The organism is Rhodospira trueperi (genome assembly GCF_900101965.1).
GTDB classification, from domain to species: Bacteria; Pseudomonadota; Alphaproteobacteria; order Rhodospirillales; family Rhodospirillaceae; genus Rhodospira; species Rhodospira trueperi.
Window position 1 is genome coordinate 150,663 of sequence record NZ_FNAP01000010.1, and the last position, 26,928, is coordinate 177,590.

Annotated in this window: 20 protein-coding genes; 12 read left to right on the plus strand and 8 right to left on the minus strand. The window is 66.6% G+C overall.

Annotated elements, in window-relative coordinates:
• Positions 1-148: 148 nt before the first annotated feature.
• The 3 genes from hflK to BLS85_RS13610 all read left to right on the plus strand — a co-directional run bounded on the left by hflK (position 149) and on the right by BLS85_RS13610 (position 3,426).
• Positions 149-1,303 carry an FtsH protease activity modulator HflK gene (hflK, locus tag BLS85_RS13600; protein WP_092787191.1) on the plus strand — a complete coding sequence of 385 codons (1,155 nt, stop codon included), beginning with the start codon at positions 149-151 and terminating at the stop codon, positions 1,301-1,303.
• A complete protein-coding gene (gene hflC, locus BLS85_RS13605; RefSeq protein WP_092787193.1) occupies positions 1,300-2,232 on the plus strand; it encodes a protease modulator HflC in 933 nt (310 codons plus the stop codon). The genes hflK and hflC overlap by 4 nt, the downstream gene beginning before the upstream one ends.
• Positions 2,233-2,343: 111 nt before the next feature.
• On the plus strand, positions 2,344-3,426 hold the full coding sequence (locus BLS85_RS13610) for an EAL domain-containing protein (RefSeq protein ID WP_092787195.1): 1,083 nt from the start codon (positions 2,344-2,346) through the stop codon (positions 3,424-3,426).
• Here the strand turns inward: BLS85_RS13610 and BLS85_RS13615 are convergent.
• Entirely contained in the window at positions 3,405-4,214 is an 810-nt protein-coding gene (locus tag BLS85_RS13615; protein ID WP_092787197.1) for an undecaprenyl-diphosphate phosphatase, read from the minus strand. The genes BLS85_RS13610 and BLS85_RS13615 overlap by 22 nt on opposite strands.
• Positions 4,215-4,541: 327 nt before the next feature.
• Between BLS85_RS13615 and BLS85_RS13620 the strand changes: the two genes are divergently transcribed.
• The 4 genes from BLS85_RS13620 to BLS85_RS13635 all read left to right on the plus strand — a co-directional run bounded on the left by BLS85_RS13620 (position 4,542) and on the right by BLS85_RS13635 (position 14,375).
• Entirely contained in the window at positions 4,542-6,002 is a 1,461-nt protein-coding gene (locus BLS85_RS13620) for an NAD(P)-dependent oxidoreductase (protein WP_092787199.1), read from the plus strand.
• Between the two features lie 65 nt (positions 6,003-6,067).
• Positions 6,068-10,633, plus strand: a complete 4,566-nt coding sequence (gene gltB, locus BLS85_RS13625) for a glutamate synthase large subunit (protein ID WP_092787201.1) — start codon at positions 6,068-6,070, stop codon at positions 10,631-10,633.
• Positions 10,634-10,977: 344 nt separating this feature from the next.
• Positions 10,978-11,583: an NnrU family protein gene (locus tag BLS85_RS13630; RefSeq protein ID WP_092787203.1), complete on the plus strand. Its 606-nt coding sequence runs from the start codon at positions 10,978-10,980 to the stop codon at positions 11,581-11,583.
• Between the two features lie 95 nt (positions 11,584-11,678).
• Entirely contained in the window at positions 11,679-14,375 is a 2,697-nt protein-coding gene (locus tag BLS85_RS13635) for a DUF2339 domain-containing protein (RefSeq protein WP_092787205.1), read from the plus strand.
• A 93-nt stretch (positions 14,376-14,468) separates the two neighbouring features.
• Here BLS85_RS13635 and eno read toward each other — a convergent pair whose 3' ends face one another.
• From eno to secG, 4 genes are all read right to left on the minus strand, one after another.
• Positions 14,469-15,746, minus strand: coding sequence for a phosphopyruvate hydratase (gene eno / locus BLS85_RS13640; RefSeq protein WP_092787206.1), 1,278 nt, complete (start codon positions 15,744-15,746; stop codon positions 14,469-14,471).
• Positions 15,747-15,797: 51 nt separating this feature from the next.
• Positions 15,798-16,667: a 3-deoxy-8-phosphooctulonate synthase gene (gene kdsA, locus BLS85_RS13645; protein ID WP_281242547.1), complete on the minus strand. Its 870-nt coding sequence runs from the start codon at positions 16,665-16,667 to the stop codon at positions 15,798-15,800.
• Between the two features lie 39 nt (positions 16,668-16,706).
• Entirely contained in the window at positions 16,707-18,341 is a 1,635-nt protein-coding gene (locus BLS85_RS13650) for a CTP synthase (protein WP_092787208.1), read from the minus strand.
• Between the two features lie 168 nt (positions 18,342-18,509).
• Positions 18,510-18,872, minus strand: coding sequence for a preprotein translocase subunit SecG (secG, locus tag BLS85_RS13655; RefSeq protein WP_092787210.1), 363 nt, complete (start codon positions 18,870-18,872; stop codon positions 18,510-18,512).
• Between the two features lie 338 nt (positions 18,873-19,210).
• On the opposite strand from secG, the gene BLS85_RS13660 reads away from it, so the two are divergent.
• From BLS85_RS13660 to BLS85_RS13670, 3 genes are all read left to right on the plus strand, one after another.
• Positions 19,211-20,134, plus strand: a complete 924-nt coding sequence (locus tag BLS85_RS13660) for a prephenate dehydratase (RefSeq protein ID WP_092787212.1) — start codon at positions 19,211-19,213, stop codon at positions 20,132-20,134.
• 105 nt (positions 20,135-20,239) lie between these two features.
• Positions 20,240-21,163: an SDH family Clp fold serine proteinase gene (locus BLS85_RS13665; RefSeq protein WP_092787214.1), complete on the plus strand. Its 924-nt coding sequence runs from the start codon at positions 20,240-20,242 to the stop codon at positions 21,161-21,163.
• The gene (locus BLS85_RS13670; RefSeq protein WP_092787216.1) at positions 21,160-21,369 is read left to right on the plus strand and encodes a hypothetical protein; all 210 of its coding nucleotides are present in this window, start codon (positions 21,160-21,162) and stop codon (positions 21,367-21,369) included. The genes BLS85_RS13665 and BLS85_RS13670 overlap by 4 nt, the downstream gene beginning before the upstream one ends.
• Positions 21,370-21,547: 178 nt before the next feature.
• Here the strand turns inward: BLS85_RS13670 and BLS85_RS13675 are convergent, their stop codons facing one another.
• From BLS85_RS13675 to BLS85_RS13685, 3 genes are all read right to left on the minus strand, one after another.
• Complete coding sequence (locus tag BLS85_RS13675) at positions 21,548-22,465, minus strand: ABC transporter permease (protein ID WP_092787218.1); 918 nt, start codon at positions 22,463-22,465, stop codon at positions 21,548-21,550.
• The gene (locus BLS85_RS13680; protein ID WP_092787220.1) at positions 22,462-23,451 is read right to left on the minus strand and encodes an ABC transporter permease; all 990 of its coding nucleotides are present in this window, start codon (positions 23,449-23,451) and stop codon (positions 22,462-22,464) included. Before BLS85_RS13680 ends, BLS85_RS13675 begins: the two co-directional genes overlap by 4 nt.
• Before the next feature lie 155 nt (positions 23,452-23,606).
• The gene (locus BLS85_RS13685; protein WP_092787222.1) at positions 23,607-25,190 is read right to left on the minus strand and encodes an ABC transporter substrate-binding protein; all 1,584 of its coding nucleotides are present in this window, start codon (positions 25,188-25,190) and stop codon (positions 23,607-23,609) included.
• A 380-nt stretch (positions 25,191-25,570) separates the two neighbouring features.
• Between BLS85_RS13685 and BLS85_RS13690 the strand changes: the two genes are divergently transcribed.
• Both BLS85_RS13690 and paaI read left to right on the plus strand, forming a co-directional pair.
• Complete coding sequence (locus tag BLS85_RS13690) at positions 25,571-26,359, plus strand: DUF2189 domain-containing protein (protein ID WP_176793741.1); 789 nt, start codon at positions 25,571-25,573, stop codon at positions 26,357-26,359.
• A 20-nt stretch (positions 26,360-26,379) separates the two neighbouring features.
• Complete coding sequence (gene paaI, locus BLS85_RS13695; RefSeq protein ID WP_092787226.1) at positions 26,380-26,829, plus strand: hydroxyphenylacetyl-CoA thioesterase PaaI; 450 nt, start codon at positions 26,380-26,382, stop codon at positions 26,827-26,829.
• The last annotated feature ends 99 nt before the right edge of the window (positions 26,830-26,928 follow it).

Sequence of the window (26,928 nt, forward strand, 5' to 3'; positions counted from 1 at the left end):
GCGCCGGCAAGCCCGATGCGCCGTTGCCGTGTGGGGCCGGGTATCCTATACCGGGACCCGACTCGATGGTCGGTTCCAGCGGCCGGCCCGAACCCAGAGACCGGTCAAAATGCACGACCGGAGGTATTCAGCGGAAGGATCATCGTCAATGGCATGGAATCCGCAAGGCGGAGGTGGCGGCCCCTGGGGTGGGGGCGGCGGCGGCAACGGGGGCGGTGGTCCCTGGGGCGGCGGCGGTGGTGGCGGCATGGGCGGCGGCCCGCGCAACCCGCCCCCCGATCTGGAGGACATGTTGCGCCGAGGTCAGGATCGGCTGCGCACCATGCTGCCCAAAAACTTGGGACCCAAAGCCGTCGGCCTGCTTGTGGTCGCCCTGCTGGCGATCTGGGGCCTGACCGGGTTCTACCGGGTGCAGGTGGACGAACAGGGGGTGGTCCTGCGCTTCGGCGACTACGTGGCCAGCACGCCGCCGGGCCTGCACTATCACCTGCCCTACCCGATCGAGACGGTGCTGACCCCGAAGGTCACCCGCGAGAATCGGATCGTCATCGGCTTCCGTCAGATCGGCGACAACCCGGACGCCCGCCGCGACGTCCTTGAGGAAAGCCTGATGCTGACCGGGGACGAGAACATCATCGATATCGATTTCAGCGTGGTCTGGGTCATCGACGACGCCGCCGACTTCCTCTTCAACCTCCGGGATCCGGGGGAGGCCGTGCAACTGGCCGCCGAAAGCGCCATGCGCGAGGTCATCGGCCAGACGCCGATCCAGGTGGCGCTGACCGAGGGCCGCCAGCAGGTCGAGGACAAGACCAAGGAAACACTTCAGCAGTTGCTCGACGACTACGAGGCCGGCATTCAGATCCGGCGCGTTCAGCTTCTGAAGGTGGACCCGCCGGCCGAGGTGGTGGACGCCTTCAACGACGTGCAGCGCGCCCGCGCCGACCGCGAGCGTCTGCGCAACGAGGCCGAAGCCTACCGCAACTCGATCATTCCCCAGGCGCGCGGTCAGGCCGAGCAGTTGACGCAGGAGGCCGAGGCGTACCGCGAGGAGATCGTCAATCGCGCCGAGGGTGACGCGGCCCGCTTTGATTCCGTCTATCAGGCCTACAGCGCGGCCAAGGACGTGACGGTCAAGCGCATCTACCTGGAGACGATGGAGGAGGTGCTGTCCAACGTGAACAAGGTCATCATTGGGACCGAGGGGGGCTCCGGCGTGGTGCCCTACCTGCCGCTGCCCGAACTGCGCAATCGTCTTGAGCAGGACGGACGTCCCGAGCAGCGTGGAGGCCAGACCCAATGAACAAGATTCTGTTGATCCTTCTGGCCGTGGTGGTGGTGGCGGGCGCCATCATCGCCTCCGGCGCGCTGTTCATCGTGCGCGAGACCGAACAGGTTATCGTCATGCAGTTCGGCGATCCGAAACGCGTGCTCAACGATATCGTCACCACCGAAAGCGGGGAACTCGAGGACCAGGAGTACGAGCAGGGCCTGAACTTCAAGATCCCCTTCGTCCAGAACCTCGTCGTCTACGACAAGCGCGTGCTGGGCCTGAACCCGCCGGGCGAGGAACTGATCCTGGCGGACCAGAAGCGCGTGGTGGTGGACACCTACACCCGCTGGCGCATCGCCGACCCGATCCTGTTCTACCAGGCGGTCACCACCGAGGCGCAGGCCCGCTCCCGGCTATCGGACATCATCATCTCGACGCTGCGCCGGGTGCTCGGTAACGTCAACCTGACGCAGTTGCTGTCTGAGGCGCGAGCCGATTTGATGACCCAGATCCGCGATCAGGTGGACAAGGAAGCGGCCGAACTGGGCATCACCATCACCGACGTGCGCATCCGCCGGGCCGACCTGCCGACGCAGACCAGTCAGGCCATCTACGACCGTATCCGGTCCGAGCGTGAGCGTGAGGCCCGCGAGGCCCGCGCCCAGGGCCGCGAGCTCGCGCAGCAGATCCGGGCGCGGGCCGACCGCGAGAAGACGGTGATCGTGGCGGAGGCGGAGAACCGGGCCCAGGCGACCCGAGGTCAGGGTGACGCCGAGGCGATTCGCATCTACGCGGAATCGTTCGGCCGCGATCCGGAGTTCTTCGCCTTCTACCGGTCGATGGAGGCGTACCGGAAAGCGCTGCCGAACGGAGAGACGTCGTTTGTGCTGTCGCCGGACAGCGAGTTCTTCCGTTACTTCGGCGATATCGAGGGGCGGTTGCCGTCTCCGGCGCAATAACACCGCCGGTGTGGGGCGCCGGTTCGCCTTGCGCGCCATCGGATGGGACGGGCAGTGTGAATGCCCGTCCCATTTCCAGTGAGCGTGTGCGGCCACATCAGGGTCACGGGAATGGTGGAAACGGACTGTCCGCGCTGCGGTGTTGTTCCGGCCCGGAGTGACGAGGAAGGCCGGCTTTTCGTGTGGCCGCCGCTGGGGCACACGCGGGCCAAACTGGTCCGGACACTGGCCCAGGCCGGCTGGCCGGTCACGTCGGAAGGCGAACGCGGCACGGTCATCCTGGACCTGCCCCAAGGGAACCGGGACGCGCTCGCGGAGGTGCTGTCGCTCGCGGTGACCCGGGCCGAGGCGCATGACAGCCGCGCGCTGTTCGTTCCGGCGGGCCGCGATCCCGGCATCGAGGACCTGGGCCGGGTCGAGACGCTGGAGGCGGTCATCGCGCGGGCGCAGGGCGGCTGGCTTCTGGACCTGATGCGTGACGGGCGCATCGTCACCCACTTCCAGCCGATCGTTCACGCAGACGATCCGGGCCGCATATTTGCCCATGAATGCCTGTTGCGCGGACAAGGAGCTGACGGCGCGCTGGTGCCTCCGGGGCAGATATACGACATTGCCGAGCGCGCGGATCTGGTCTTCACCTTGGACCGGATGGCGCGCACGACATCGGTGCGGAACGCGGCGGCGCATCGGGTGGCGGGCCACATCTTCATCAACTTCACGCCGGCGGCAGTCTATGATCCGGAATACTGTCTGCGCACCACCGTTCAGGCCGTGGAAGAGGCCGGTCTGGAGCGGAGTCGGGTGGTGTTCGAGGTGATCGAGACGGAACACATCGGCGACCCGGACCATCTGGCGAATGTTCTGCGGTTCTACCGCGAGGCCGGCTTCAAAGTGGCCCTGGACGATCTCGGCGGCGGTTATTCCTGTCTCGGCCTGGTGGCCCGGCTGAAGCCAGACTTCATCAAGCTCGACCGCTCGCTGATCGACGGCGTCAGCGGTCATCCGGAACAGGCCGCCGTGGTCCGGCACCTGTTCGCGTTGGCCCGCGATCTGGACATCCGAACCGTCGCGGAGGGCCTGGAACAGCCCGAGGATCTCGCCTGGGTGCGAGAGCACGGCGCCGATTTCGTGCAGGGCTTCCTCGTCGGTCGGCCGGCCCCGGAGCCCGTGGCTCAGACCTCCACCACCCCATAGGCCAGCGCCAGCAAACCCAGGCCCAGCAGCACGCGGTAGGCCACGAACGGCATGAAGCCGGCCCGGCGCAGCCAGGCCATCATGACGGCCACCGCCAGCAGCGCTGAGAGAAAGGCGAGGAAAGCGGCGATCAGAGCATCGCGGGTGATGGTCCAGTCGTCGAGCCGGTAGAGGTCCAGCCCCAGCAGGACTCCGGCCGCCATGATGGTCGGAATCGACATCAGCATGGAAAAGCGCGCCGCCTCCGGCCGCTCGTAGCCCAGGAAACGGGCCGCCGTCATGGTGATGCCGGAACGACTGGTGCCGGGGATCAGCGCCAGCACCTGCGCCAGCCCCAGGAACAGGGCGCCGCCCCAGGTCATGTGCTCGACCCGGCGCACGGTCATGCCCACGCGGTCGGCCAGCCCCAGCAGGATGCCGAAGCCGAGGGTGGCCCAGGCGATCACCTCCAGGCTGCGCAACCCGGACTCGATCAGATCCTTCATCAGGAATCCGGCGATGACAACGGGGATGGTGGCCAGGATGAGGTGCCATACCAAGCGGGCGCCGGGGCCGCCCTGCCCGACCACGAGCCGACCCGCGCCGCCGAGCATCAGGCCGAGGTCGCGCCAGAAGTACAGCATCACGGCCAGCAACGTGCCGACATGCACCGCCACGTCGATCTTCAGGCCCTGGTCCGGCCACTCGGTCAACAGCGGAACCAGCGCCAGATGTCCCGAGGAACTGACGGGCAGAAACTCCGTGATACCCTGAACCAGGGCGAGGACGACGATCTGTAGTGGGGCCACGGCGCTATCCACAAGATGATGTGGGAGCTTTATAGCAGAAAGCCCCACCGCTGGCCCACCCACAAAATGAGCGGAGAATACGGAGGGACCACCACAACCCAGGGCACGTCGGGTCAACATTGCTGACAGAAATCTCGGCGTGAATACCCGACCACACGGCTCCGTTTGGGATCTTGCCGGTTCACTTAAGAATTATAGGTCAGTCATATTGTCCTATATGACGTTTTTCCTTGTGGTTCGGCTCTGTCGGTCGTATCTGGGGGACCCGGTTTCGCGGCGGGCCCGTCCCGCGCCGCTGGGGACCGTGTGTGCTGAGGGAGGGCCGCGATGACGCGGAAGATGATGCAGTTCACCCGCCTGGACGGGAAGACCCCGGAAAAACGCGGCGCCGACGAGCGGCGCGACGATTTCGCCGAGATCTACACCGCTTACGCGCCCGAGCCGGCGTCCGATCAGGCCGCGCGCTGCGAACAGTGCGGCATTCCGTTCTGTCAGGTCCACTGCCCGCTTCAGAACAACATCCCCGACTGGCTGTTGCTGACCGCCCAAGGCCGTCTGGAGGAGGCCTATGCTGTCTCCTCGGCGACCAACACCATGCCCGAGATCTGCGGCCGCATCTGCCCCCAGGACCGGCTGTGCGAAGGCTCCTGCGTGCTGGAGCAGTCGCGCCACGGCACCGTGACCATCGGCGCGGTGGAAAAGTACATCACCGACACCGCCTGGGACAACGGCTGGGTCAAGCCCGTGCAGCCGCTGCGGGAACGGGATCAGTCGGTGGGCATCATCGGCGCCGGCCCCGGCGGCATGGCGGCGGCGGAGCAGTTGCGCAAGCACGGCTACAAGGTGACGCTGTATGACCGTCACGACCGTGCCGGGGGCCTGCTGATCTACGGCATTCCCGGCTTCAAGCTGGACAAGCACGTGGTCGAGCGGCGCACCCATTGGCTCGTCGACTCCGGCGTCGAGATCAAAGTGAATGTCGAGGTCGGCCGAGACATCTCCCTGACCGACCTGCGCCAACGCCACGACGCCGTTCTGATCGCCACCGGTGTATACAAGGCCCGGGGACTGGGCGTGCCGGGGGCCGGCCTGCCCCAGGTGCTGCCGGCGCTGGCGTACCTGACCGCCTCCAACCGCTGCAATCTGGGCGACACGGTCCCGGAGTTCGAAAGCGGCCTCCTGAACGCCGAAGGCAAGAAGGTGGTGGTCATCGGTGGCGGCGACACCGCCATGGACTGCCTGCGCACCGCCATCCGTCAGGGTGCGACGTCGGTCAAGTGCCTCTACCGCCGCGACCGCGCCAACATGCCGGGCTCGCAGCGCGAGGTAGCCAACGCCATCGAGGAAGGCGTGGAGTTCGTCTGGCTGACCGCGCCGGAGGCTGTTCTTGACCAGGGCGGACAGGTCTCCGCTGTGCGCACGGTACGTATGTACCTCGGCGTGCCCGACGCCACCGGCCGCCAGAGCCCGGTCCCGATCGAGGGCAGCCAGTTCGAGGAACCAGCCGACATGGTGATCTCCGCGCTCGGTTTTGAGCCGGAGGACCTGCCCGCCCTGTTCGGCGAACCCGACCTGCCGGTCACCAAGTGGGGGACCGTCAAGGTGGACTCCGACACCCTGATGACCGAGATGGACGGCGTGTTCGCCGCCGGCGACATTGTCCGTGGGGCCTCTCTGGTGGTCTGGGCGGTGCGCGACGGCCGCGACGCCGCCGCCGGCATTCACGATTACATCCAGGCGAAACAGAAGGACACGGGCGACGCCGGCGACATCGCGCTCGCGTCCTGAGGTCGGCGCCGCGCCGTTGCCCCATCCAACCTCCTCGCTGATTCCGCCCCGAAAGGAGTCCGGCCATGACCGAGACGTTGAACACTGACGCCGCCCGCTTCGTGGCCGACTGGCGCGCCAATGCCGATCTGCTGGAACAGGCCGACGCCTATCGGCCGTCGGACGAGCACGACGCCTGCGGCGTGGGCTTGGTCGCCTCCATCGACGGCACGCCGCGCCGCGACGTGGTGGTGGCCGGCATCGAGGCGCTGAAGGTGCTGTTCCACCGGGGCGCGGTCGACGCCGACGGCAAGACCGGTGACGGCGCCGGCATCCATGTCGAGATTCCGCAGGCCTTCTTCAAGGAACACATCATCGCCACCGGCCACGAGGTGCTGGACGGCCCCCTCGCCGTGGGCATGATCTTCCTGCCCAAGACGGATCTGGTCGCCCAGGAGGAATGCCGCTGCATCGTCGAGACAGAGGTGCTGGCCGCCGGGTTTTCGATCTACGGGTGGCGGCAGGTCCCCGTCGATGCCTCCGTGATCGGCGAGAAGGCCAACGCCACCCGTCCCGAGATCGAGCAGATCATGATCTGCAATCACAAGGGCATGGACGAGGACCGCTTCGAACTCGACCTGTACGTGGTGCGGCGGCGCATCGAGAAGAAGATCCAGGCGGCTAGCATCCAGGACTTCTACATCTGTTCGCTGTCCTGCCGCTCCGTGATCTACAAGGGCCTGTTCCTGGCCGAGCAGCTCACCAGTTTCTATCCGGACCTTCTGGACGAGCGATTCGTCTCGCGGTTCGCCATCTATCATCAGCGCTATTCGACCAACACCTTCCCCACCTGGTGGCTGGCGCAGCCGTTCCGCATGCTCGCGCACAACGGCGAGATCAACACCCTGACCGGGAACGTCAACTGGATGAAGGCGCACGAGACCCGCATGGCCTCGCCCCTGCTGGGCGCCGCCATCGAGGATCTGAAGCCCCTGGTCAAGGTCGGCGGGTCCGACAGCGCCGGGCTTGACGCCGTGTTCGAGTTGATGTGCCGGGCCGGACGCGAGGCCCCCATGGTCAAGGCCATGATGATCCCGCAGAGCCTGAATCAGGACAGCACCCTGCAGGAAGAGCACGCCGACCTGATCGCCTACTGCAACTGCGTGCTGGAGCCGTGGGACGGCCCCGCCGCCATCTGCGCCACGGATGGCCGCTGGGTGGTCGCCGGCATGGACCGCAACGGTCTGCGTCCCATGCGCTTCAGCGTCACCCGCGACGGCCTTCTGGTGGTGGGCTCCGAAACCGGCATGGTCCGCGTCGCCGAGGCCGACATCGTGCGCAAGGGCCGTGTCGGCCCGGGCGGCCTGATCGCCGTCGATCTGCGCGAGGGGGTGTTCTACGAGGATCAGCAGATCAAGGATCGGCTGGCCGCGCGCAAGCCCTATGGTGACTGGATCAAGCGCATCACCAAGCTGGACAGCCTGATCGCCGGCGACCGCAACGAGCCCGGCACCCTCGCGCCGGAGTCCCTGCTTCGCGCCCAGGTCGCCTACGGCCAATCCATGGAGGACATGGAACTGATCCTCCAGCCCATGGTCGATGAAGCCAAGGAGGCGACCGGCTCCATGGGCGACGATACGCCGCTGGCCGTGCTGTCCGACCACTATCGGGGCCTGCACCAGTTCTTCCGCCAGAACTTCAGTCAGGTGACCAACCCGCCCATCGATCCCCTGCGCGAGACGCGGGTGATGAGCCTGCGCACGCGCCTGGGCAACCTGGGCAACATCCTTGATGAATCGGCCGAGCAGTGCGAACTGCTTCAACTGGAAAGCCCGGTGCTGACCACCGCCGAGTTCGAGGCGATGCGCCGCTACATGGGCGAAACGGTGGCCGAGATCGACTGCACCTTCGATGCCGGCGCGGGCGAGCACGCCCTGCGACAGAGCATCGACCGGGTGCGGCATGAGGCCGAGGACGCGGTGCGCGGCGGGCGCACCCACCTGATCCTCTCCGACCGGGCCATGGGGCCGGATCGGCCGGCCATTCCGATGATCCTGGCCGCCGGCGCGGTACACACCCATCTGGTGCGCCAGCGCCTGCGCACCTTCACCTCCGTCAACGTGCGGTCCGGTGAATGCCTGGACACGCACTACTACGCCGTTCTGATCGGAGTCGGGGCCAGCACGGTCAACCCCTGGCTGACCCTGGAGAGTCTGGCCGACCGCCACCGGCGCGGCCTGATGGGCGACCTAACGCTGGAACAGGCGCTGGCCCGCTACAAGAAGGCGATCAACGACGGCCTGCTCAAGATCATGTCCAAGATGGGCATTTCGGTCCTCAGCAGCTATCGCGGCGGTCACTGCTTCGAGGCCATCGGCCTGTCCCGCTCCCTGGTGGCGGAGTTCTTCACCAGCATGACCTCGCGCATTTCCGGCATCGGATTGGCGGGCATTCAGCGCAAGGTGCTGGAGCAGCACGCCCGCGCCTATGATCCGGCGGTTCTAACGCTGCCGGTCGGCGGCTTCTACCGCTACCGGCGCGGCGGCGAGGCCCATCAGTACGACGGGCGCCTGATCCATGTGCTTCAGGAAGCGGTGGCCACGGACAGCTACCAGACCTATCGGCGCTACACCAACGGCCTGTACCAGAAACAGCCGATCAACATCCGCGACCTGCTGGACTTCAAGCAGGTGAAGGAGCCGATCCTGATGGAGGAGGTGGAGAGCATCAACGCCATCCGCCGCCGCTTCGTCACCCCGGCCATGTCCTTGGGCGCCCTGTCGCCGGAGGCGCACGGCACGCTCAACATCGCCATGAACCGTATCGGCGCCAAGTCGGACAGCGGCGAGGGCGGCGAGGACCCGGCACGCTACAAGCCCCGCGCCAACGGCGACAACGAGAACTCGGCCATCAAACAGGTGGCCTCGGGTCGCTTCGGCGTGACGGCCGAATACCTCAACCAGTGCCGCGAGATCGAAATCAAGGTGGCCCAGGGCGCCAAGCCCGGCGAGGGCGGCCAGCTCCCCGGATTCAAGGTGACAGCGGAGATCGCCAAGCTGCGCCACTCCACCAAGGGGGTGACGCTCATCAGCCCGCCGCCACACCACGACATTTATTCCATCGAGGATCTGGCGCAGCTCATCTATGACCTGAAGCAGATCAACCCGTCGGCGCGCGTCACCGTCAAGCTGGTCAGCCGCACCGGCATCGGCACCATCGCCGCCGGCGTGGCCAAGGCCAACGCCGATGTCATTCTGGTGTCCGGCCACAACGGCGGCACCGGGGCCAGCCCGCAGACGTCCATCAAGTACGCCGGTCTACCGTGGGAAATGGGCCTGTCGGAGGTGCATCAGGTGCTGACCCTTAACCGGCTGCGCCATCGGGTGCTGCTGCGCACCGACGGCGCCATTAAGACCGGCCGCGACGTGGTCATCGCCGCCATGCTTGGCGCCGAGGAGTTCGGCGTCGGCACCACCGCGCTGATCGCCATGGGCTGCATCATGGTCCGCCAGTGTCACACCAACACCTGCCCGGTGGGCGTGTGCACCCAGGACAAGGCGATGCGCGACAAGTTCACCGGCACGGCGGAAAAGGTGGTCAACCTGTTCACCTTCATGGCCGAGGAAATCCGGGAAATCCTGGCTTCGCTCGGCCTGCGTTCGCTGAATGAGGCCATCGGCCGCACCGACCTGCTGCATCAGGTCACCCGGGGCGCGCCACACCTGGACGACCTGGACCTGAACGCCATCCTCGCCCAACCGGACAGCGGCGGCCTGCCGGTGCATTGCGCCATCGAGGGCCGCAACGAAGTGCCGGAAACGCTTGACGCCCAGATGATCCAGGATGCCCGCAACACCCTGGAGGACGGCGAGAAGATGCAGCTCACCTACACGGTGCGCAACATTCACCGCGCCGTGGGCACCAAGCTGTCGCACAAGATCGTCACCAAATACGGCGAGCGGAGCCTTCAGCCCGGCCACATCACCGTGCGCCTGCGCGGCTCGGCCGGGCAATCGTTGGGGGCCTTCGCTGTCCAGGGCCTGAAGCTGGAGGTGTTCGGCGACGCCAACGACTACGTCGGCAAGGGCCTGTCCGGCGGCCTGATCGTGGTGCGCCCGGCGGTCTCCAGCCCGCTGGCCTCGCACGAGAACACCATCATCGGCAACACCGTGCTGTACGGCGCCACCGGCGGCAAGCTGTTCGCCGCCGGGCAGGCCGGCGAGCGCTTCGCCGTGCGCAACTCCGGCGCCCAGGTGGTGGTCGAGGGCTGCGGCTCCAACGGCTGCGAATACATGACCAACGGCGTCGTCGTGATCCTCGGCGAGGTGGGGGCGAACTTCGGCGCCGGCATGTCGGGCGGCATGGCTTTCATCCACGACCCGAACGACCTGCTGCCGCAGCGCATCAACCCGGATTACGTCATCTGGCAGCGCATCCAGGTGGACCACTACGCCGGACTGCTGAAGGATCTGGTCGAGGAGCATGTCGCCGAGACCCAGTCCCGCTTCGCCCAGCGCCTGCTGGTGAACTGGGAGCGCGAGCTCGGCCAGTTCTGGCAGATCGTGCCGAAGGAGATGCTGGACAAGCTGGAGGTGCCCGTCACCCCGCCCGGGGTGGAGCCGGGCGCCGCCGCCGGTCAAGCGGCGGAGTGACCGCCTGGCCGTGTATGGATAAGGTCTTGAACCGCATCCCGTTTGATCGGGCTGCAGCGACATGTGGAAAGGCTGAAGACTCACCAGTGTGATAACCGTCTCCTCCCCCTTTTGGGGGGAGGTTGGGAGGGGGGCGAGTTTGTTTTTTCGGCGGTCCTGCCCTCCGCATCACCCCCACCCCAGCCCTCCCCTATCCAGGGGAGGGAGTCCGGGTAGCACCGACTGCCCGTCTAGAATACACCGGCACCGGCGGGAACGGATGGTCCGGAATCCGTAACACCTTGCGGATCGTCAATGACGCCGGGCCAATCTGTCAACGCCTTCAAAACCACGGGACCCGGCTCATGGACAAGCTGCTGCCGATCGGCGCCCTCGTGTTCTTCCTCACCCACATGATTCCGCTTCAGCCGGTCAACCGTCGGCGTCTGGTCGGCGTGATGGGTGAGCCGGCCTACAGGGCAACCATCAGCGTCCTGGCGGTCATCGGCCTCGGCCTGATGATCGCCGGCTTCGCCCTGACCCCGCGCATGGACGCCATCCAGATGCCGGCCTGGGGTGTTTATCTGCCGGCGATCCTGATGCCGTTCGCCTTCATCCTCGTGTTGTCGGCGTACCTGCCCACCAACATCCGGCGCTATACGTGGCATCCGATGATCATCGGCGTGCTGCTGTGGGCGGTCGCGCATGTGCTGGCCAGCCCGTATTCGAACTCGGCGCTGTTCTTCGGCTGCTTCGGTCTGTACGGCATGTTCAGCTTGGTGATCGCGATCCTGCGCGGCAAGCCCCAGGACCTGCCGCCACCGCTGCCCTTCAGGAAGGACCTGATCGTCATCGGCATGGGGCTGCTGGCCTACGCGGCGATGACCGCCGGACATCACATCGTGTTCGGGGTCAGCGCCCTGCCGTTCATCTTCGGCGGGTCCGCCGCGACGGTGGCCCCGCCGGGGTGATCGCCGCCTGGCTCGCATGGCCGGGGACTCGTCGCCGCGTCCCGCGTCGCGTATGATCCGTCCGGCGCGCGTCACCGGCGGGAGGGCCAGCGGGCATGTACGACGGGCTTGATGTTATCCTGCTGCTGGGACTGCTGGTGCTGTTCGGGCCGCCGGTTCTGGCCATCTGGGCCTTGGTCCGCGCCACCAAGCTGAGGCGCGAGGTGCGCGCCCTGAGCGCCCGACTGGACGGCCTGGAGGCGCGCGCGTGGACCGCGCCCGCGCCCGAGCCGCCGCCCGAGCCACCGGAAGAGACGATCATCGCCGTCCCGCCGGGCACCGAATACGCGCCCGAAGCGGAGGCGAAGCCCGAACCCGAACCCGCCGACGCTCCCTTCTTCGAGACCGACGCGGAGGCTCTCACCCCGTCCGAACCCCCGCGCCCCAAGGACGCCGGGGAGGGGTTCGAGCACGGCCTGACCGACAGGTGGCTGATCTGGGTCGGGGGTGTCGCCCTGGCCCTGGGCGGCGCCTTCCTGGTCAAGTACTCCATCGATCAGGGTTGGATCACGCCGCTCATGCGCTGCCTCATGGGCGGCCTGCTCGGGGTCGGCCTGCTGGCCCTGGCCGAGCGCGCCCGCCGCCGCGCCGCGCCTGACGAGGGCGGACGGCCCGGACGCCGCGTCGCCGCCGCGCTGGCCGCCGCCGGGCTGTCCAGCCTGTTCGCCAGCCTGTACGCCGCGCACGCCCTGTATGGCCTGATCGGGCCGGCGGTCGCCTTCCCGGCCCTGGGTGTGGTGTCCCTGACCGGCGTGTTGCTGGCGCTGTGGCACGGCCCGTTCGTCGCCGGGCTCGGCCTTGTCGGCGGCTATGTCGTTCCGATCCTGGTCGAATCGGACGGGCCGGTGCCGGAGGCGCTGTTCGGCTATCTGCTGGCGCTGACGCTGGCGGCGGCGCTGCTGCCGCGCTGGCGCCCATGGCCGTGGCTGGGCGGACTGGCGCTGGCGGGCAATGCCGTCTGGACGCTGCTGTACCTGGTCGGGCCGATGCGTCCCGGTGACGAGGGCGTGCCGGCCGTGTTCCTGCTCGCCGTGGCGGCAGTCGTCTCCGCCGCCCGCGTGGGGCTGCCGGTCAAGGCGCTGCCGAGCCTGTCGGCGCCGCTGACCGATCCCGTCACGCGCGGCCTGACGGAGGCGGCGTGGAGTCTCGTGGGTGCGCTGCTGGTATTGCTGAGCCTGGCGAGCGAACAGGCGCCGGCCACCGTGGCGGCGCTGCTGGTCCTGACCGCCAGCGGCCTGGGGCTGGGCTGGCACGACGCGCGCTTGGTCATGCCCCGGCTGGCGCCGGTGCTGACCGGCCTGCTGACCCTGGCCGGCTGGGATCTGGTGATGACGCCGGCCGACCACCCCGGCGCACTGGTCAACCCGCCGCTGCCGGATGGCGTCCGGGCGTTCCTAGTCCTGGCCATCGCCCAGGGCGCCCTGGTGACGCTGGGCGGTTGGTGGGCGTCGCGACGGGCGGCGAAGCCGATGGGCTGGGCCGGACTGGCCACGGCGACACCGCTGTTGATCCTCGCCGTCTCGTACTGGCGCATCGGAGACCTGGGCATTGATCTGGGCTGGGCCGGACTGGCGCTGGGCCTCGGCGGACTGGCCCTGCTGGCGGCGTGGCGCGCGGCGGAGCACCATCCGGGCGCGCTCGGCGCCTTTGCCGTCGGTGTGCTGGCGGCGGTGGCGCTGGCCGCCACCTTCGCCCTGGAGCAGGCGTGGCTGACGGTGGCCCTGGCCCTGACCCTACCCGGCGTCGCCTGGGTCGAGGCCCGCCTTGGGACGACGCACGTTCCCGGTCTGCGCGGCGCCGCCCTGGTCATGGCCGGGGTCGTATTGGCCCGCCTGCTGTTCAATCCGTATGTGCTGGACTACCCGCTGGACGCGCGCCCGGTGTTCAACTGGCTGCTGTACGGCTACGGGCTACCGGCGCTGGCGTTCGGCCTCGCCGCGCGTTGGTTCCTGAAGCGCCGCGACGGCCTGTTGGTGCAAGTGCTGGAGGCCGGGGCGCTGACCTTTTCGGTGCTGCTGGTCTCGCTGGAGGCGCGCCACCTGATGGCCGGGTCGGACCTCGCGGGCGCGCCCGTAGCTCTGCGCGAAATAGCGATTCACATCAACGTATGGCTGGCCGCAGCCCTGGTGCTGCGGCTGTGGCGCAACCGCGATCCGGGCGCCGACCGGGTGGTGTTGCGATGGGGCGAGATGGTGCTGGGCCTGTTGGGGAGTGTGGCGCTGCTGCTGGGGCCGGTGCTGTGGGCCAACCCCTATTGGATCGGCGCCCCGGTCGGCGCGCTTCCGGTGCTGAATCTCTTGCTGGCCCTGTACGCCACGCCGGCGGCCTTCCTCGCCCAGTGGGCGCGCCGGGCGCCGATGGGATCGCGCGTGCGGCGCGGGGCGGTGCCGGCGGCGGCGGCCCTGCTGGCGCTGTGGCTGGCGCTGTCGGTGCGCCACGCCTTCACCGGCCCGGTGCTGTCCGGCCCGCTGACCGGCGAGGCGGAACTGTACGCCTACTCAGTCCTGGGACTGCTGTTCGGGTTGGCGGTGGTGGTGATCGGCGCCCGCCTGGACCAGACCGCCACGCGGCGGGCCGGGCTGGCGATCCTGCTGGCGGTGACGCTGAAAGCGTTCCTGGTGGACATGGCCGGGCTGACCGGGCTGTGGCGGGCGCTGTCGTTCCTCGGCCTGGGTGGCGCCCTGATCGGCATCGGCGCCCTGACCCGGGCGTTGGAGCGGCAGCGGCCATCTGGTGTGGACGGACAGGCGTAGGATGCATCCGCGCCAACGAGCCGATCCATAAACCGCCGGGCGGGAGCACGGCCCCCGCCCGGCAATGTCAACCAACAACGGGACGGCTTGAGCTTACCCCCGCAGGATGCTGGTGCCGGCATAGACCGCCGCCGGACCCAGTTCCTCCTCGATGCGGATGAGCTGGTTGTACTTGGCCATGCGGTCGGAGCGCGACAGCGAGCCGGTCTTGATCTGCCCGCAGTTGGTGGCCACGGCGATGTCGGCGATGGTGCTGTCCTCGGTTTCGCCGGAGCGGTGCGAGATGACGTTGGTGTAGGCCGCCTTGTGGGCCATCTCCACGGCCTTCAGGGTCTCGGTCAGGGTGCCGATCTGGTTGACCTTGACCAGGATGGAGTTGGCGACACCCTTCTTGATGCCATCGGCCAGACGGATGGGGTTGGTGACGAACAGGTCGTCGCCGACGAGCTGGACCGTGCCGCCCAGGCGCTCGGTCAGCAGCTTCCAGCCGTCCCAATCGTCCTCGGCGCAGCCGTCCTCAATGGACAGGATGGGATAGCGCGCGACCAGATCGGCGTAGTAGTCCACGATGCCGGCGGCATCCAGGGTCTTGCCCTCGCCCTCCAGCACATACTTGCCGTCCTTGTAGAACTCGCTGGAGGCGGCATCGAGCGCCAGCATGATGTCCTCGCCCGGCTTGTAGCCAGCGGCCTCGATCGACTTCATGATGAAGCCCAGGGCCTCGTCGGCGCTCTTCAGGCCGGGGGCGAAGCCGCCCTCGTCACCGACGTTGGTGTTGTGGCCGGCGTCCTTGAGCTGCTTCTTCAGCGCGTGGAACACCTCGGCGCCCATGCGCACCGCCTCGGCGCCGCTGGCCGCCGACACCGGCATGACCATGAACTCCTGGATGTCGATGGGGTTGTCGGCGTGCTGGCCGCCGTTGACGATGTTCATCATCGGCACCGGCAGGGTGCGGGCGGAGACACCGCCGATGTAGCGGTACAGCGGCAGGCCAGCCTCCTCGGCGGCGGCCTTGGCCACGGCCAGCGAGACACCCAGGATGGCGTTGGCGCCCAGGCGGCTCTTGTTAGGGGTGCCGTCCAGGTCGATCATGGTTTCGTCGATGACGACCTGTTCCTCGGCCTCCAAGCCGGCGATGGCGCTGAAGATCTCGCTGTTGACGGCCTCGGCGGCCCGCCGCACGCCCTTGCCGCCGTAGCGCGAGGCATCGCCGTCACGCAGTTCCACCGCCTCGTGAACGCCGGTCGAGGCGCCCGACGGCACGGCGGCGCGGCCCATGGCGCCGGATTCCAGAAGCACATCGACCTCGACGGTCGGATTGCCACGGGAATCCAGGATCTCGCGGGCGGTGATATCGATAATCTCGGCCATGTGGTTGGTCTCCCGTGTTGGCGCCCCGGGGCAAAGGGGCGTGGATGGGCGTTACATCGTCAGCGGATGGGCCTTGGCAACCCGGTCAAGGGCAACAAGCGTGCTCAGAACGTCGGGCAGGTCCTTCAGGGCAATCATGGTCGGTCCGTCGGACGGCGCCGAGTCGGGGTCGGGGTGGCTTTCGATGAACACACCGGCGACACCCACGGCCACGGCGGCGCGCGCCAGAACGGGCGCAAATTCGCGCTGGCCGCCCGAGGCGCCGCCCAGCCCACCCGGCTGCTGCACCGAATGGGTGGCGTCGAACACCACCGGGCACCCGGTGTCACGCGCCATGATGACCAGGCCGCGCATGTCGGTCACCAGCGTGTTGTACCCGAACGACGCCCCCCGTTCCGTGACAAGAACGCGACGGTTTCCGGCACCGTCCAGCTTGGCGACCACGTTTTTCATGTCCCAGGGGGCCAGAAACTGGCCCTTCTTGACGTTGACGATGGCCCCGGTTCCGGCGGCCGCGACCAACAGGTCGGTCTGTCGGCACAGGAACGCCGGGATTTGAAGGACGTCCACCACCTCCGCCACGGGGGCGCACTGCGCCGCTTCGTGAACGTCGGTCAGCACGGGACATCCGAACCGCTCCCGGATCTCGGCGAACACCGGCAGGGCGGCGTCCAGCCCGATCCCGCGCCGTCCCGACAGCGAGGTCCGGTTGGCCTTGTCGAACGAACTCTTGAAGATCAGCGGCATGTCGAGGGCCGCCGTCATCTCCGCCAGCGCGGCGGCGACCTCCAGGGCGTGCTCGCGGCTCTCCATCTGGCACGGGCCGGCGATCAGCGTCAGCGGCAGGTCGTTGCCGATCATGAAATCGCCAAGGGCGATCTCGCGCGCGGGGGCGGATTCCGGAACAGCGGACTCGGACACGATGGGGCGGACTCCCGGAAGGGGGACGGGGACGAGACCTCAGACCAGCCGCGACTTCTCGACGGCGGCGCCGATGAACGACGTGAACAGCGGGTGCGGATCGAACGGCTTGGACTTCAGTTCCGGATGGAACTGGACCCCGACGAACCAGGAATGGTCCGGGATCTCCACGATCTCGGGCAGCAGACCGTCCGGCGACATGCCAGAGAACACCAGTCCCCGGGCCTCCAGCGGACCGATGTAGGCGTTGTTGACCTCATAGCGATGGCGGTGGCGTTCCTGAATGGTCTGGACATCGCCGTAAATGGCCCGCGCCCGCGAGCCCGGCTTGAGAATGCACGGATAGGCCCCCAGACGCATGGTGCCGCCCAGATCGCCCTCGGCGTTGCGCACCTCGATCTCGTTGCCGCGCATCCACTCGGTCATCAGGCCGACCACCTTGGCCGGCGGATCGCCGAATTCCGTCGAGCCCGCCCCGGGGATGTTGGCGAGATTCCGCGCCGCCTCGATCACCGCCATCTGCATGCCGAAGCAGATGCCCAGGTAGGGCACATCCTTTTCCCGGGCGAAGCGGGCGGCGGCCATCTTGCCTTCGGCGCCGCGCTCGCCGAAGCCGCCGGGCACGAGGATGCCGTGGACCTCCTCCAGCAAATAATTGTTGCCGGCGGTCTCGAACACCTGACTGTCGAGCCATTCCAGCTGCACCTTGACGTTGTTGGCGAAACCGCCGTGGGTCAGGGCCTCGGAGAGGGATTTATACGAATCCAGCAGCTTGGTGTACTTGCCCACCACGGCGATGGTGACGGCGCCTTCCGGCTGGTGGGCGCGCTGGATGATGGTGCGCCAGCGCGACAGGTCGGGCTCCTGCTCGCAGCCAAGGCGGAAGTGGCGGCAGACCTGCACGTCCAGCCCTTCGGCATGATAGCTGATCGGCACATCATAGATGGACCGCGCGTCATAGGCGGCGATCACGGCCTCGCGGCGGACGTTGCAGAACAGGGCGATCTTGGCGCGTTCGCTGTCCGGGATCGGATGTTCGCTGCGGCACAGCAGAATGTCCGGCTGGATCCCGACGCTCAGCAGTTCCTTGACGGAATGCTGTGTGGGTTTGGTCTTCAACTCGCCGGAGGTGGCAATGTAGGGCAGCAGGGTCAGATGCACGAACATGGCGCGCTCCGGCCCCAGTTCGTTGCCGAGCTGGCGAATCGCCTCCAGGAACGGCAGGCTTTCGATGTCGCCCACGGTGCCGCCGATCTCGATGAGGACGAAATCCTCGTCGGTCAGGTCGGCGGTGATGAACTCCTTGATGGCGTCGGTGACGTGGGGAATGACCTGGACGGTCCCGCCCAGGTAGTCCCCGCGCCGTTCCTTTTCCAGCACCGTCTTGTAGATGCGCCCGGCGGTCACGTTGTCGGAGCGGCGCGAGGGCACCCCGGTGAAGCGCTCGTAATGGCCCAGGTCCAGGTCGGTTTCGGCGCCATCATCAGTGACGTAGACCTCGCCATGCTGGGTCGGGCTCATGGTGCCGGGGTCGATGTTCAGGTACGGGTCCAGCTTGCGCAGGCGCACCCGGAAGCCGCGCGCCTGCAACACCGCGCCCAAAGCCGCCGACGCCAGCCCCTTGCCCAGGGACGAGACCACACCGCCGGTGATGAAGATGAAGCGTGCTGACATGATTCGACCGCGCGTCCCTGCCCCTCACCTTGGGCCCCTCACCTTGGGCCCGAAACCCCGGGTACCCCGACACATCCGCCCGCGCTGACGTCGGCGCCGGTTTCGGACGCCGTCAGGTCCCCGCGCGGGTCCCGTTTCGGCCGGACAGCGCGGCCGAGTCGGTTCGGATTACTGCGACAGCGGCGCCACCGGCACGGCCGGTTCGGCATCCGAAGGCACCGGCGCCTCCGCCGGACCAGGGGCGGCGGGGCCCGCCGCCTCGTCGGACGGCGCCGCGTCCAGCACGCTGCCGGTGCGCTGACCGCCATCCGCCAGGATCGCCAGGGTCAGGCTGGTGGCGAAGAACCCGGCGGCCAGAAAGCCGGTGCCGCGCGTCAGCAGGTTGCCAGCCGCCCGGCCCGTCATCAGGCCGCCGCCGGCGCCACCCCCGCCGCCGATGCCCAGGGCCCCACCCTCGGAGCGCTGAAGCAGGATCAGGGCCACCATGGCGATGGCGATCAGCAGGTGAATGACCAGAATGACGGTAATCATGATTCCTCGATCTGACCGGCCCGGCACGATCCACACCGCCGATCAGGCTCCCAGCCCGGCCGGCGTTGCCGTCGTTGTCCGTGCGCACATCCCAAAACGCGCCGACGACCCGAGCCGCCCGCGTGATTGCCCGCTGTTGTAATCGTCCCGGCCGGCCATGGCCAGCGGATTTTGGGTCCAAGGGCAACGCGGCGGGGCCGTTGCCGCCCATGGCATCGGCGCGGAGGGCCAGCCGCCGCCCCCGCGCTTGACGGAGGGGCGGGCGCGGTCTAGGCAGGCTCCCGAATTCCGGCGCCCATCTTCGGTAGCGCCGTGCCCCGACCCGCGGAGCCCGCGCCATGTCCGAGCCGTCCCCCGACGCGACCACCAATGCCGCCGCCACGCTGCCGAAGCCGGTCATCGCCTTCCAGGGCCTGCCCGGCGCCTATTCGCACGCCTGCTGTCTGGCGGCCTATCCGAACATGGACCCGCTGTCGCGCGCGGCGTTCGAGGACGTCATGGCCGCCGTGCGCGACGGCAAGGCGCTGTACGCAATGATCCCCATCGACAACTCGGTGGCTGGGCGGGTGGCCGACATCCACCATCTGCTGCCGGGCTCCGGGCTGCACATCGTCGCAGAGCACTTCCTGCGCGTGAACCATCACCTGCTGGCCGTGCCGGGCGCCTCGATGGAGGACCTGCGCACGGTCGAGAGCCACGTCCACGCCCTGTCCCAGTGCCGGCGGTTGCTGCGCGAACTGGGCCTGACGCCGGTGGTCACGGCAGACACCGCCGGGGCCGCCCGCGACGTGGCGGCGCGCGGCAACAAGAGCGTGGCGGCCATCGGCTCGGCGCTATCGGCGGAGATTTACGGCCTGGAGTCCCTGCGCGCCAACATCGAGGACGAAGAGCACAACACCACCCGCTTCATCGTCATGGCGCGCGAGCCGGTCTCGCCCCGGCCGGACGTCGAGGCCGTGACCTCGTTCGTCTTCCGTGTGCGCAACGTGCCGGCGGCGCTGTACAAGGCCCTGGGCGGGTTTGCCACCAACGGCGTGAACATGACCAAACTGGAGAGCTATCAGGTCGACGGCACGTTCGTCGCCGCCCAGTTCTACGCCGAGGTGGAGGGCCGGCCGGACGACCGTCCGGTGGCCTATGCGCTGGAAGAACTGCGCTTCTTCACCCACGAGGTGTCGATCCTGGGGGTCTATCCGGCGCACCCGTACCGGTTCGAGGCCCGCCGCCGGGCGCTGGAGGCCGAGCGCAGGACGTGGCCGTGAGGCGGGGGTCGAAGGGGGCTTGACACACTATAATGGGCCATGGCCTTCTCGTTGCGCCCGTGCCGAGCAGATCGGCTCAACGAATGAGGCTAAAGTGACTCTTCTATGAGCAATACAATTTATGACGACATTAGGAAGGCGGACAACCCCTTTGCAATACAACGAAAGGAGCGGATTGAGCTAATCGAGAAAATTGAGCAAAAACTTAAGTGTCATGTTGTTGTCGTTTACCATAATTTGAAATCTCCTCTTTCGTTGCTCGATGACGCAGACGCAGAAATGCTTGAAGACGTTCTTTCTGCGACGGTTAGCAACAAGAAGCTATTGATGATTATCAATTCGAATGGTGGGTTTCCGCTGGCGGCAGAGAGAATCGTTCATGTCGCACGGACTTTTGCCCCCAAAGGTTTTGAAACCATGGTTGTTCGAAAAGCCAAATCCGCAGCCACAATGGTATGCCTCGGCAGTGACAAAATCCATATGTGCCATACCGCTGAGCTTGGCCCAATCGATTCCCAAGTTATTGGGCCAAGCGGCCGCCGAATTTCGGTTGACAGTATCTTGGACGCTTATCAGAAGCTGATGGATGAACTGCAACATATCGATATGAACGAAAGAAATCCTGTGGGTTTATTGCAACAACTTCAGAGTTTTGATCCATCTGAAATTGAGGAAATGAGGCGCATCCAGGCTCTTGGAAGAGACATGACTGGGAAATTCCTATCAAGACACATGATGAAGGGACATGAAGACGAAGCGATACAAAATGTAGTAAGGGCGTTTTCTGAGGCAGAAGCCCACAAATCGCATGGCAGGCCTGTGTGGGCGGATCGGGCCAAGGATCTTGGCTTGAAGGTCGCGATTATTCGGCATAATAATCCGTTTTGGCAGGGGTGCCATGAACTGCTTCTTCGATTCGATCTCTTGTGTACACTTGAAGAGTCCACATCTGACCTCCATCTCGTGAAGGTGATGGAAACGGCTCGAACCCAGCACGCGCAGAAGGCTCCAGCGGAGTTGAAAGAATGACAACGAATCTGATGCCAGAATCCAAGGGTTTGTTCCGCCGGGATATCTTCGACAAGAGCATGGAATCCGCCGCGAAGTTCCCGCCAAAAGCTGTCCTCACGCTAGCCGAACAAAAAAAACTCGACTTTTGGTCGGGGGAGGCGAACCTTGGGGCGAAAAAGAAAACGAACAGGAAAAGCAAAGGCCACACCCACGACGTCGCTTGAGGCAGGCGACGATGTCATCCGGTTCTTCCGGGAGCGGGCGGTCGGGGCCAATGTCGACACCGCGCTCGCCGTTTTGGATCGGATCGGCGATCCGGAGCACCTATCCGACGACGACCGGCTGGACGCGCCCCCGACCTGAGGCAGCGACCTGAGGCAGCGACCTGAGGCACCGTCCCGCCTATCCCTTGTACAGCCTTGGGTTCAGCACGTCGCGCAGCCAGTCGCCCAGCAGGTTGATCGACAGGATCAGCACGATGAGCACGATGGCCGGGATGGTCGTGATCCACCACGACCCGCTGAAGATGTAGTCGAAGCCCGCGCTGATGAGCGAGCCCAGCGACGGCTTGGTCACCGGCATGCCCAACCCCAGGAAGGACAGCGCGGCCTCGCTGATGATCGCGTTCGCCACCTGCACGGTGGAGATCACCAAGAGCGGCGACAGCGTGTTGGGCAGGATGTGCCGGCGCATGATGGTCGGCGCCGACAGGCCGATGACGCGGGCGGCATCCACGTATTCCTTCTTGCGCTCGGCCAGCACCGAGGCGCGGATGGTGCGGGCATACTGCGGCCACTCGGCGATGCCGATCACCAGCACCAGCATGACGATGGCCATGTCGGCGAACAGCTCGGCGCCGAACGTGGCCTGGAATATGGCCAGCGCGACGATGGCCAGCATCAGCGTGGACATGGCGAGCTGGATGTCCGCCAGCCGCATGAAGAACGCATCCACTTTGCCGCCCAGATAGCCCGAGACCAGCCCGATGACGATGCCCAGCGCCATCTGCACCATGACCGCGAAAATGCCGATGGTGATGGAGATGCGCAGGCCGTACAGGATGGCGCTCAGCATGTCGCGCCCCTGGGCGTCGGTGCCGAGGGGAAAGGCCTCCTCACCCCCGGCCTGCCAGACCGGCGGGATCTCCGAATTCATGATATCGAGCTGCGCCGGATCGTGCGGGTTCATGCCCGACAGCAGGGGCGCGAACACAGCGGCCAGTACGAACAGCGCCACCACCGTGAAGGCGCCGACGGCGACCGGATCGGTCCGGAACCGGTACAGAAAATCTGACCCGAAAAAGACGGTGAGGCGGGTCATGTCTGTTTTCCCACCAGGCGCACGGTCGGATTGACCAGGGTGTAGATCAGGTCCACCACCGTGTTGGTGACCACGAAGATCAAGCCGACCACGATGATGTAGGCGATGATCAGCGGCGTATCGACGCGGTTGACGGCCTCGATAAACATGAAGCCCACGCCCGGCCACTGGAACACCTTCTCCGTCAGGATGGTGTAGGCCAGCATGATGCCGATCTGCACCCCGCCGACCGTGATGACCGGCAGCAGCGTGTTCTTGAACGCGTGCAGGAACCACACCCGCCGCGCCGGCAGGCCCTTGGCCCAGGCGAACTTGATGTAGTCCTGCTCCAACACCTCCATCATCTCGGATCGAATGAGGCGGATGAACAGCGCCAGCATGATCGACGACAGCGCAATGCTCGGCAGGATCAGGTGGGCGAGGCCGTCCCAGGTCAGAAACCCGGTCTTCCAGCCCGGCAGGATCTCCACTAGGTGCTCGCCGCGCCCGAACGAGGCCAGCCAGCCCAGATTCACCGAGAACACGTAGATCAGGAAGATCGCGGTCAGGAACACGGGGATGGACAGACCGAGAACGCTGGCCCCCATGACCACGCGCGCCAGCCCGTCCTTGGGCCGGATGGCGCAGTAACAGCCCATGGGGATGGAAATCAGCAGGATGATCAGCGTGGCCCCGATGACCAGATCAAGCGTCGCCGGGAACTTGTCGGCGATTACGTCCAGCGCTGGCCGCTTGAAGAAGTAGCTGTCCCCCAGGTCGCCCTGGACGGCCTTGCCGAGGAACCGCCAGTACTGCACCAGGAAAGGATCGTTCAGGCCCATCTCGTCGCGCAGCGCCTCGCGTTGCGCCTCCGAGACGGACTGGCCGACCAGCTCGCGCAGGGGGTCGCCCAGGTTGTCCTGGATGGAAAATCCGATGAGGCTGATGACGAACATCACCAGCGCGGCCTGAAACAGGCGCTTAATGAGAAAGGCGACGACAGCCATGGCGGAACCGGAAGAGAGAGGTCAGGACGAATGCGTCATTGCGAGGCGCGAAGCGCCGAAGCAATCCAGGGCAGGCAATACAGTCTTCCGCTCTGGATTGCTTCGCCCTCGTCCGACGACGAGGGCTCGCAATGACGGTGTAGAAGTCGGGTGGATCAGTCGTCGATGACCAGATCGCCCAGGTACGGGAAGTTCATCACGTTGACGATGTCCTCGATGTGGATGCCCTGCGCGGCCGCCCAGGACAGGTTCTGCCAGTGCAGCGGCACGAAGGCGGCGTCCTCGTACAGCTTGCGCTCGACATCCTGCAGCAGCGCCGAGCGCGCCTCCAGGTCGACCATGGTCCGCGACTGGACGATCATCTCATCCACCTCGGGGTTGGAATAGTTGCCCGAATTGTACTGGCCGTAGCCGGTCTCCGCATCGGGAGTCATCAGCAGGTACTCGGTGTAGTTGGCCGAATCCTCGGTGTCCGGGTGCCAGCCGATCATCATGATGTCGGCGGCACGCTTGTCGAACTCGGGCCAGTACTGCGCCTTCGGCATCGTGGTCAGATCAACGTCGATGTTGATCTTGGCCAGCATCGCGGCCGCCGCCTCGGCGATCTTGGCGTCGTTCACATAGCGGTTGTTGGGCGCCATCATGGTGATGGAGAAGCCATCGGCGTAGCCGGCCTCTTCCATCAGCGCCTTGGCCTTCTCCACATCGAAGCGCGGCTCCAGCTCGGGCGCGTGACCGGCCTGACCGGCGGCGCTCTGCTGCGCGGCCACGGTGCCGAAGCCCTTCATGATCTTGTCGACGATGCCAGCGTTGTTGATGGCATAGACGATGGCCTGGCGCACGCGCGGATCCTGGAAGGCCTCGACCCGCTCCTGGTTCATCTGGAAGGTGATGATGCGGGTGCCGGACATGGTCACGAGGTTGATGCTGTCGTCATTGCCCAGGCGTTCCAGGTCGGTCGGCGGCACCGGGGCTATGAAGTCCACGCCACCGGACAGCAGCGAGGCGACGCGCGTCGGCGCTTCCTTGATCGGGGTGAAGATGATCTCGGTGACGTTGCCGGGCGACTCGGTGTCCCAATAATCGGCGAACCGTTCGAACTCAAGGCGCACACCCTGCTCGCGCGAGCGCACAACGAACGGACCGGTGCCGGACGCCTGTGTCGAGGCAAAGGTGTTGCCGTGCTTGACGAGCGCGTCCTTCGGCTGGCCGTTCTCGTCGGTGCCGGTATAGAAGGCCTTGTCCATGGGGAACAGGTAGGTGGCCAGATTCAGGACCAACGGATAGGGTTCCTTGGTGACCAGATCGACGGTGTGCTCGTCGATGGCCACGGCACCCACGAACGGCTCGAACAGGCCCTTGAAGTCGGGGCTTTGCTTCATGCGTTCCATCGTGAAGACCACATCCTCAGCGGTGAACGGGTTGCCGCTGTGGAATGTGACGCCCTCGCGCAGGTGGAAGCGCATCGTGCGGTCGTCGATCTGCTCCCAGCTTTCGGCGAGGCGCGGCTCGAACTCCAGCTCCTTGGTGAAGCGCACCAGCGGGTCGAACACCATGTGCGAGAACTGAAGGGTGCCGCCCGAGAGCTGCTCCTGCGGGTCGAGCGACACCGGGTCGGCGTCGTAGGCCATGCGCAGCGTCTTCGCCTCGGCCGGCGCCGCGCCGATCAGAGGGGCGCCGAGCGCCAGCCCGACACCCATCAGCGCGACGGTGGCGGCTTTCGTGAAATGAAACGTCATACCTGAGTCACTCCCTTGCCTATTCCGGGGGTGCGATTTCCGGGGGCGGGCCCTCGCGACGGCCTGTTCGTGCGGCCGTCCCTGCCACATGGCGGCGGCGACCGCCAGCCTCCCGATCCAGAAACCCTACTACACCACTTCACATGGACCCGGGAAGAACCGATGATCGTCCGAACCCGAGTCGCCGACCGGGCCACCGCCGCCGGACCGGCCCGAAACGGCGGAATGTCGCCGCGCCGGACCACCGATCCTGCGGCACAAAGAAATAAAATTACAATAGTTCTTATTTTTTTGGTCGGATAATTCCTGTACTCTCCTTCTCATGAGGGCGTATCCGCCAAACGATACGAGGCTATATGATCTCAGGGGGAAGGACGATCATGCGAACCATGACTGCGGACCTGCGCACCGGCCCGACGCCCGAGTGGGCCACCGTCACCGTGGACGACTCCGCGACCTGGATCCACAAGGCGGTGGCGGACATCCGCCGCGCGCCGCTGTGCTGTCTGGTGTACGGAAGCGCGTTCACGTTGGTGTCCTGGGCTCTGGTGGGTCTGGTGCTGTATTCCGGGCTGGGCGCGGCCCTGCTGCCGCTGGCCAGCGGGTTCATGCTGGTGGCGTCCATGGGCGCGGTGCCCCTGCACGTCATCAGCCGCGGCCACGAGCGCGGCGAGTCGATCACCGTGCCCGAGGCCATCCGGCGCAGCCGCCCCAGCCTGCCCGGGCTGGCCATCGTCGGCGTGGCGCTGACCCTGGTTCTGCTGACCTGGATCATGCTGGCCATGCTGCTGTTCGGGATGTTCTACGGCGGACAGCCGATGACCATGGGCTATTTCGCCGTTGAAGTGCTGAGCAGTCCGCAGGCGGCACCGTTCCTCGCCGTCGGCACACTGGTGGGCGCGGTCATGGCCACGGTGGCCTTCGCGCTCGCCGCCCTGGCCATTCCCCTGCTGGTGGACAAGCCGGACACGCTGCCCGCCCACGCCATGGCTGTGAGCATCGAGGCCGTGGCGCGTCAACCCGGCGTGATGATCGGCTGGGGCGCGACGGTCGGCTTCATCACCGTGGCCGGCATGATTCCGGCCTTCCTGGGGCTGGCCGTGACCGTGCCGCTGGCCGGGCATGCCTCGTGGCACGCCTACCGGGCGCTGCTGCCCCAAGGGGCCTGAGGGAGCGGCGCCCACCGATCATGGACAGGGACAGCCGTCAGGCCACCGCCGAGGACGTGCGCGATGCCTTGCTCGCGCGCGATGACATGGTTCGGCACATGGGCATCACCGTCGAGGCGGTCGGCCCGGGATACGCCCGCGCCGAGATGACGGTGCGGCCGTTCATGGTCAACGGGCACGACATCCTGCACGGCGGCGCCCTTTTCACCTTGGCCGACGTGGCCTTCGCCTATTGTTGCAACAGCCACGACGTCGTGACGGTCGCCAGCGCCTGTTCGATCACCTTCCTCGCCCCCGGCCGGCCGGGCGACACCCTGACCGCCGAAGCCCAAGAGATCGTGCGCAAGGGCCGTGCCGGCATCACAGACGTCACCGTACGCAATCAGGACGGCGACGTGCTGGCCGTCTTCCGGGGCAATTCCCGCTCCCTCTCCGGTCGCGTGACGGAAGGGCAAGCCCCGCCCTTGTAAACACGGCAACGGGCTCAGGTTAACGGCCGAGGGCTGATTTCAGTGGCGAACGGGATTCGAGGGTGATTCAACAGGCGTCTGCCCCCCAGAACCGGAGCC

Bases quoted from the DNA above. Each gene is read 5' to 3' on its own strand.
- BLS85_RS13650 (WP_092787208.1), bottom strand. From the start codon at position 18,341: ATGTCAGCACGCTTCATCTTCATCACCGGCGGTGTGGTCTCGTCCCTG.
- hflC (WP_092787193.1), top strand. From the start codon at position 1,300: ATGAACAAGATTCTGTTGATCCTTCTGGCCGTGGTGGTGGTGGCGGGC.
- gltB (WP_092787201.1), top strand. From the start codon at position 6,068: ATGACCGAGACGTTGAACACTGACGCCGCCCGCTTCGTGGCCGACTGG.
- paaI (WP_092787226.1), top strand. From the start codon at position 26,380: ATGGACAGGGACAGCCGTCAGGCCACCGCCGAGGACGTGCGCGATGCC.
- BLS85_RS13635 (WP_092787205.1), top strand. From the start codon at position 11,679: ATGTACGACGGGCTTGATGTTATCCTGCTGCTGGGACTGCTGGTGCTG.
- BLS85_RS13675 (WP_092787218.1), bottom strand. From the start codon at position 22,465: ATGACCCGCCTCACCGTCTTTTTCGGGTCAGATTTTCTGTACCGGTTC.
- BLS85_RS13685 (WP_092787222.1), bottom strand. From the start codon at position 25,190: ATGACGTTTCATTTCACGAAAGCCGCCACCGTCGCGCTGATGGGTGTC.
- BLS85_RS13610 (WP_092787195.1), top strand. From the start codon at position 2,344: ATGGTGGAAACGGACTGTCCGCGCTGCGGTGTTGTTCCGGCCCGGAGT.
- hflK (WP_092787191.1), top strand. From the start codon at position 149: ATGGCATGGAATCCGCAAGGCGGAGGTGGCGGCCCCTGGGGTGGGGGC.
- secG (WP_092787210.1), bottom strand. From the start codon at position 18,872: ATGATTACCGTCATTCTGGTCATTCACCTGCTGATCGCCATCGCCATG.
- eno (WP_092787206.1), bottom strand. From the start codon at position 15,746: ATGGCCGAGATTATCGATATCACCGCCCGCGAGATCCTGGATTCCCGT.
- BLS85_RS13620 (WP_092787199.1), top strand. From the start codon at position 4,542: ATGACGCGGAAGATGATGCAGTTCACCCGCCTGGACGGGAAGACCCCG.
- BLS85_RS13665 (WP_092787214.1), top strand. From the start codon at position 20,240: ATGAGCAATACAATTTATGACGACATTAGGAAGGCGGACAACCCCTTT.
- BLS85_RS13630 (WP_092787203.1), top strand. From the start codon at position 10,978: ATGGACAAGCTGCTGCCGATCGGCGCCCTCGTGTTCTTCCTCACCCAC.
- BLS85_RS13690 (WP_176793741.1), top strand. From the start codon at position 25,571: ATGCGAACCATGACTGCGGACCTGCGCACCGGCCCGACGCCCGAGTGG.
- BLS85_RS13660 (WP_092787212.1), top strand. From the start codon at position 19,211: ATGTCCGAGCCGTCCCCCGACGCGACCACCAATGCCGCCGCCACGCTG.
- BLS85_RS13670 (WP_092787216.1), top strand. From the start codon at position 21,160: ATGACAACGAATCTGATGCCAGAATCCAAGGGTTTGTTCCGCCGGGAT.
- BLS85_RS13680 (WP_092787220.1), bottom strand. From the start codon at position 23,451: ATGGCTGTCGTCGCCTTTCTCATTAAGCGCCTGTTTCAGGCCGCGCTG.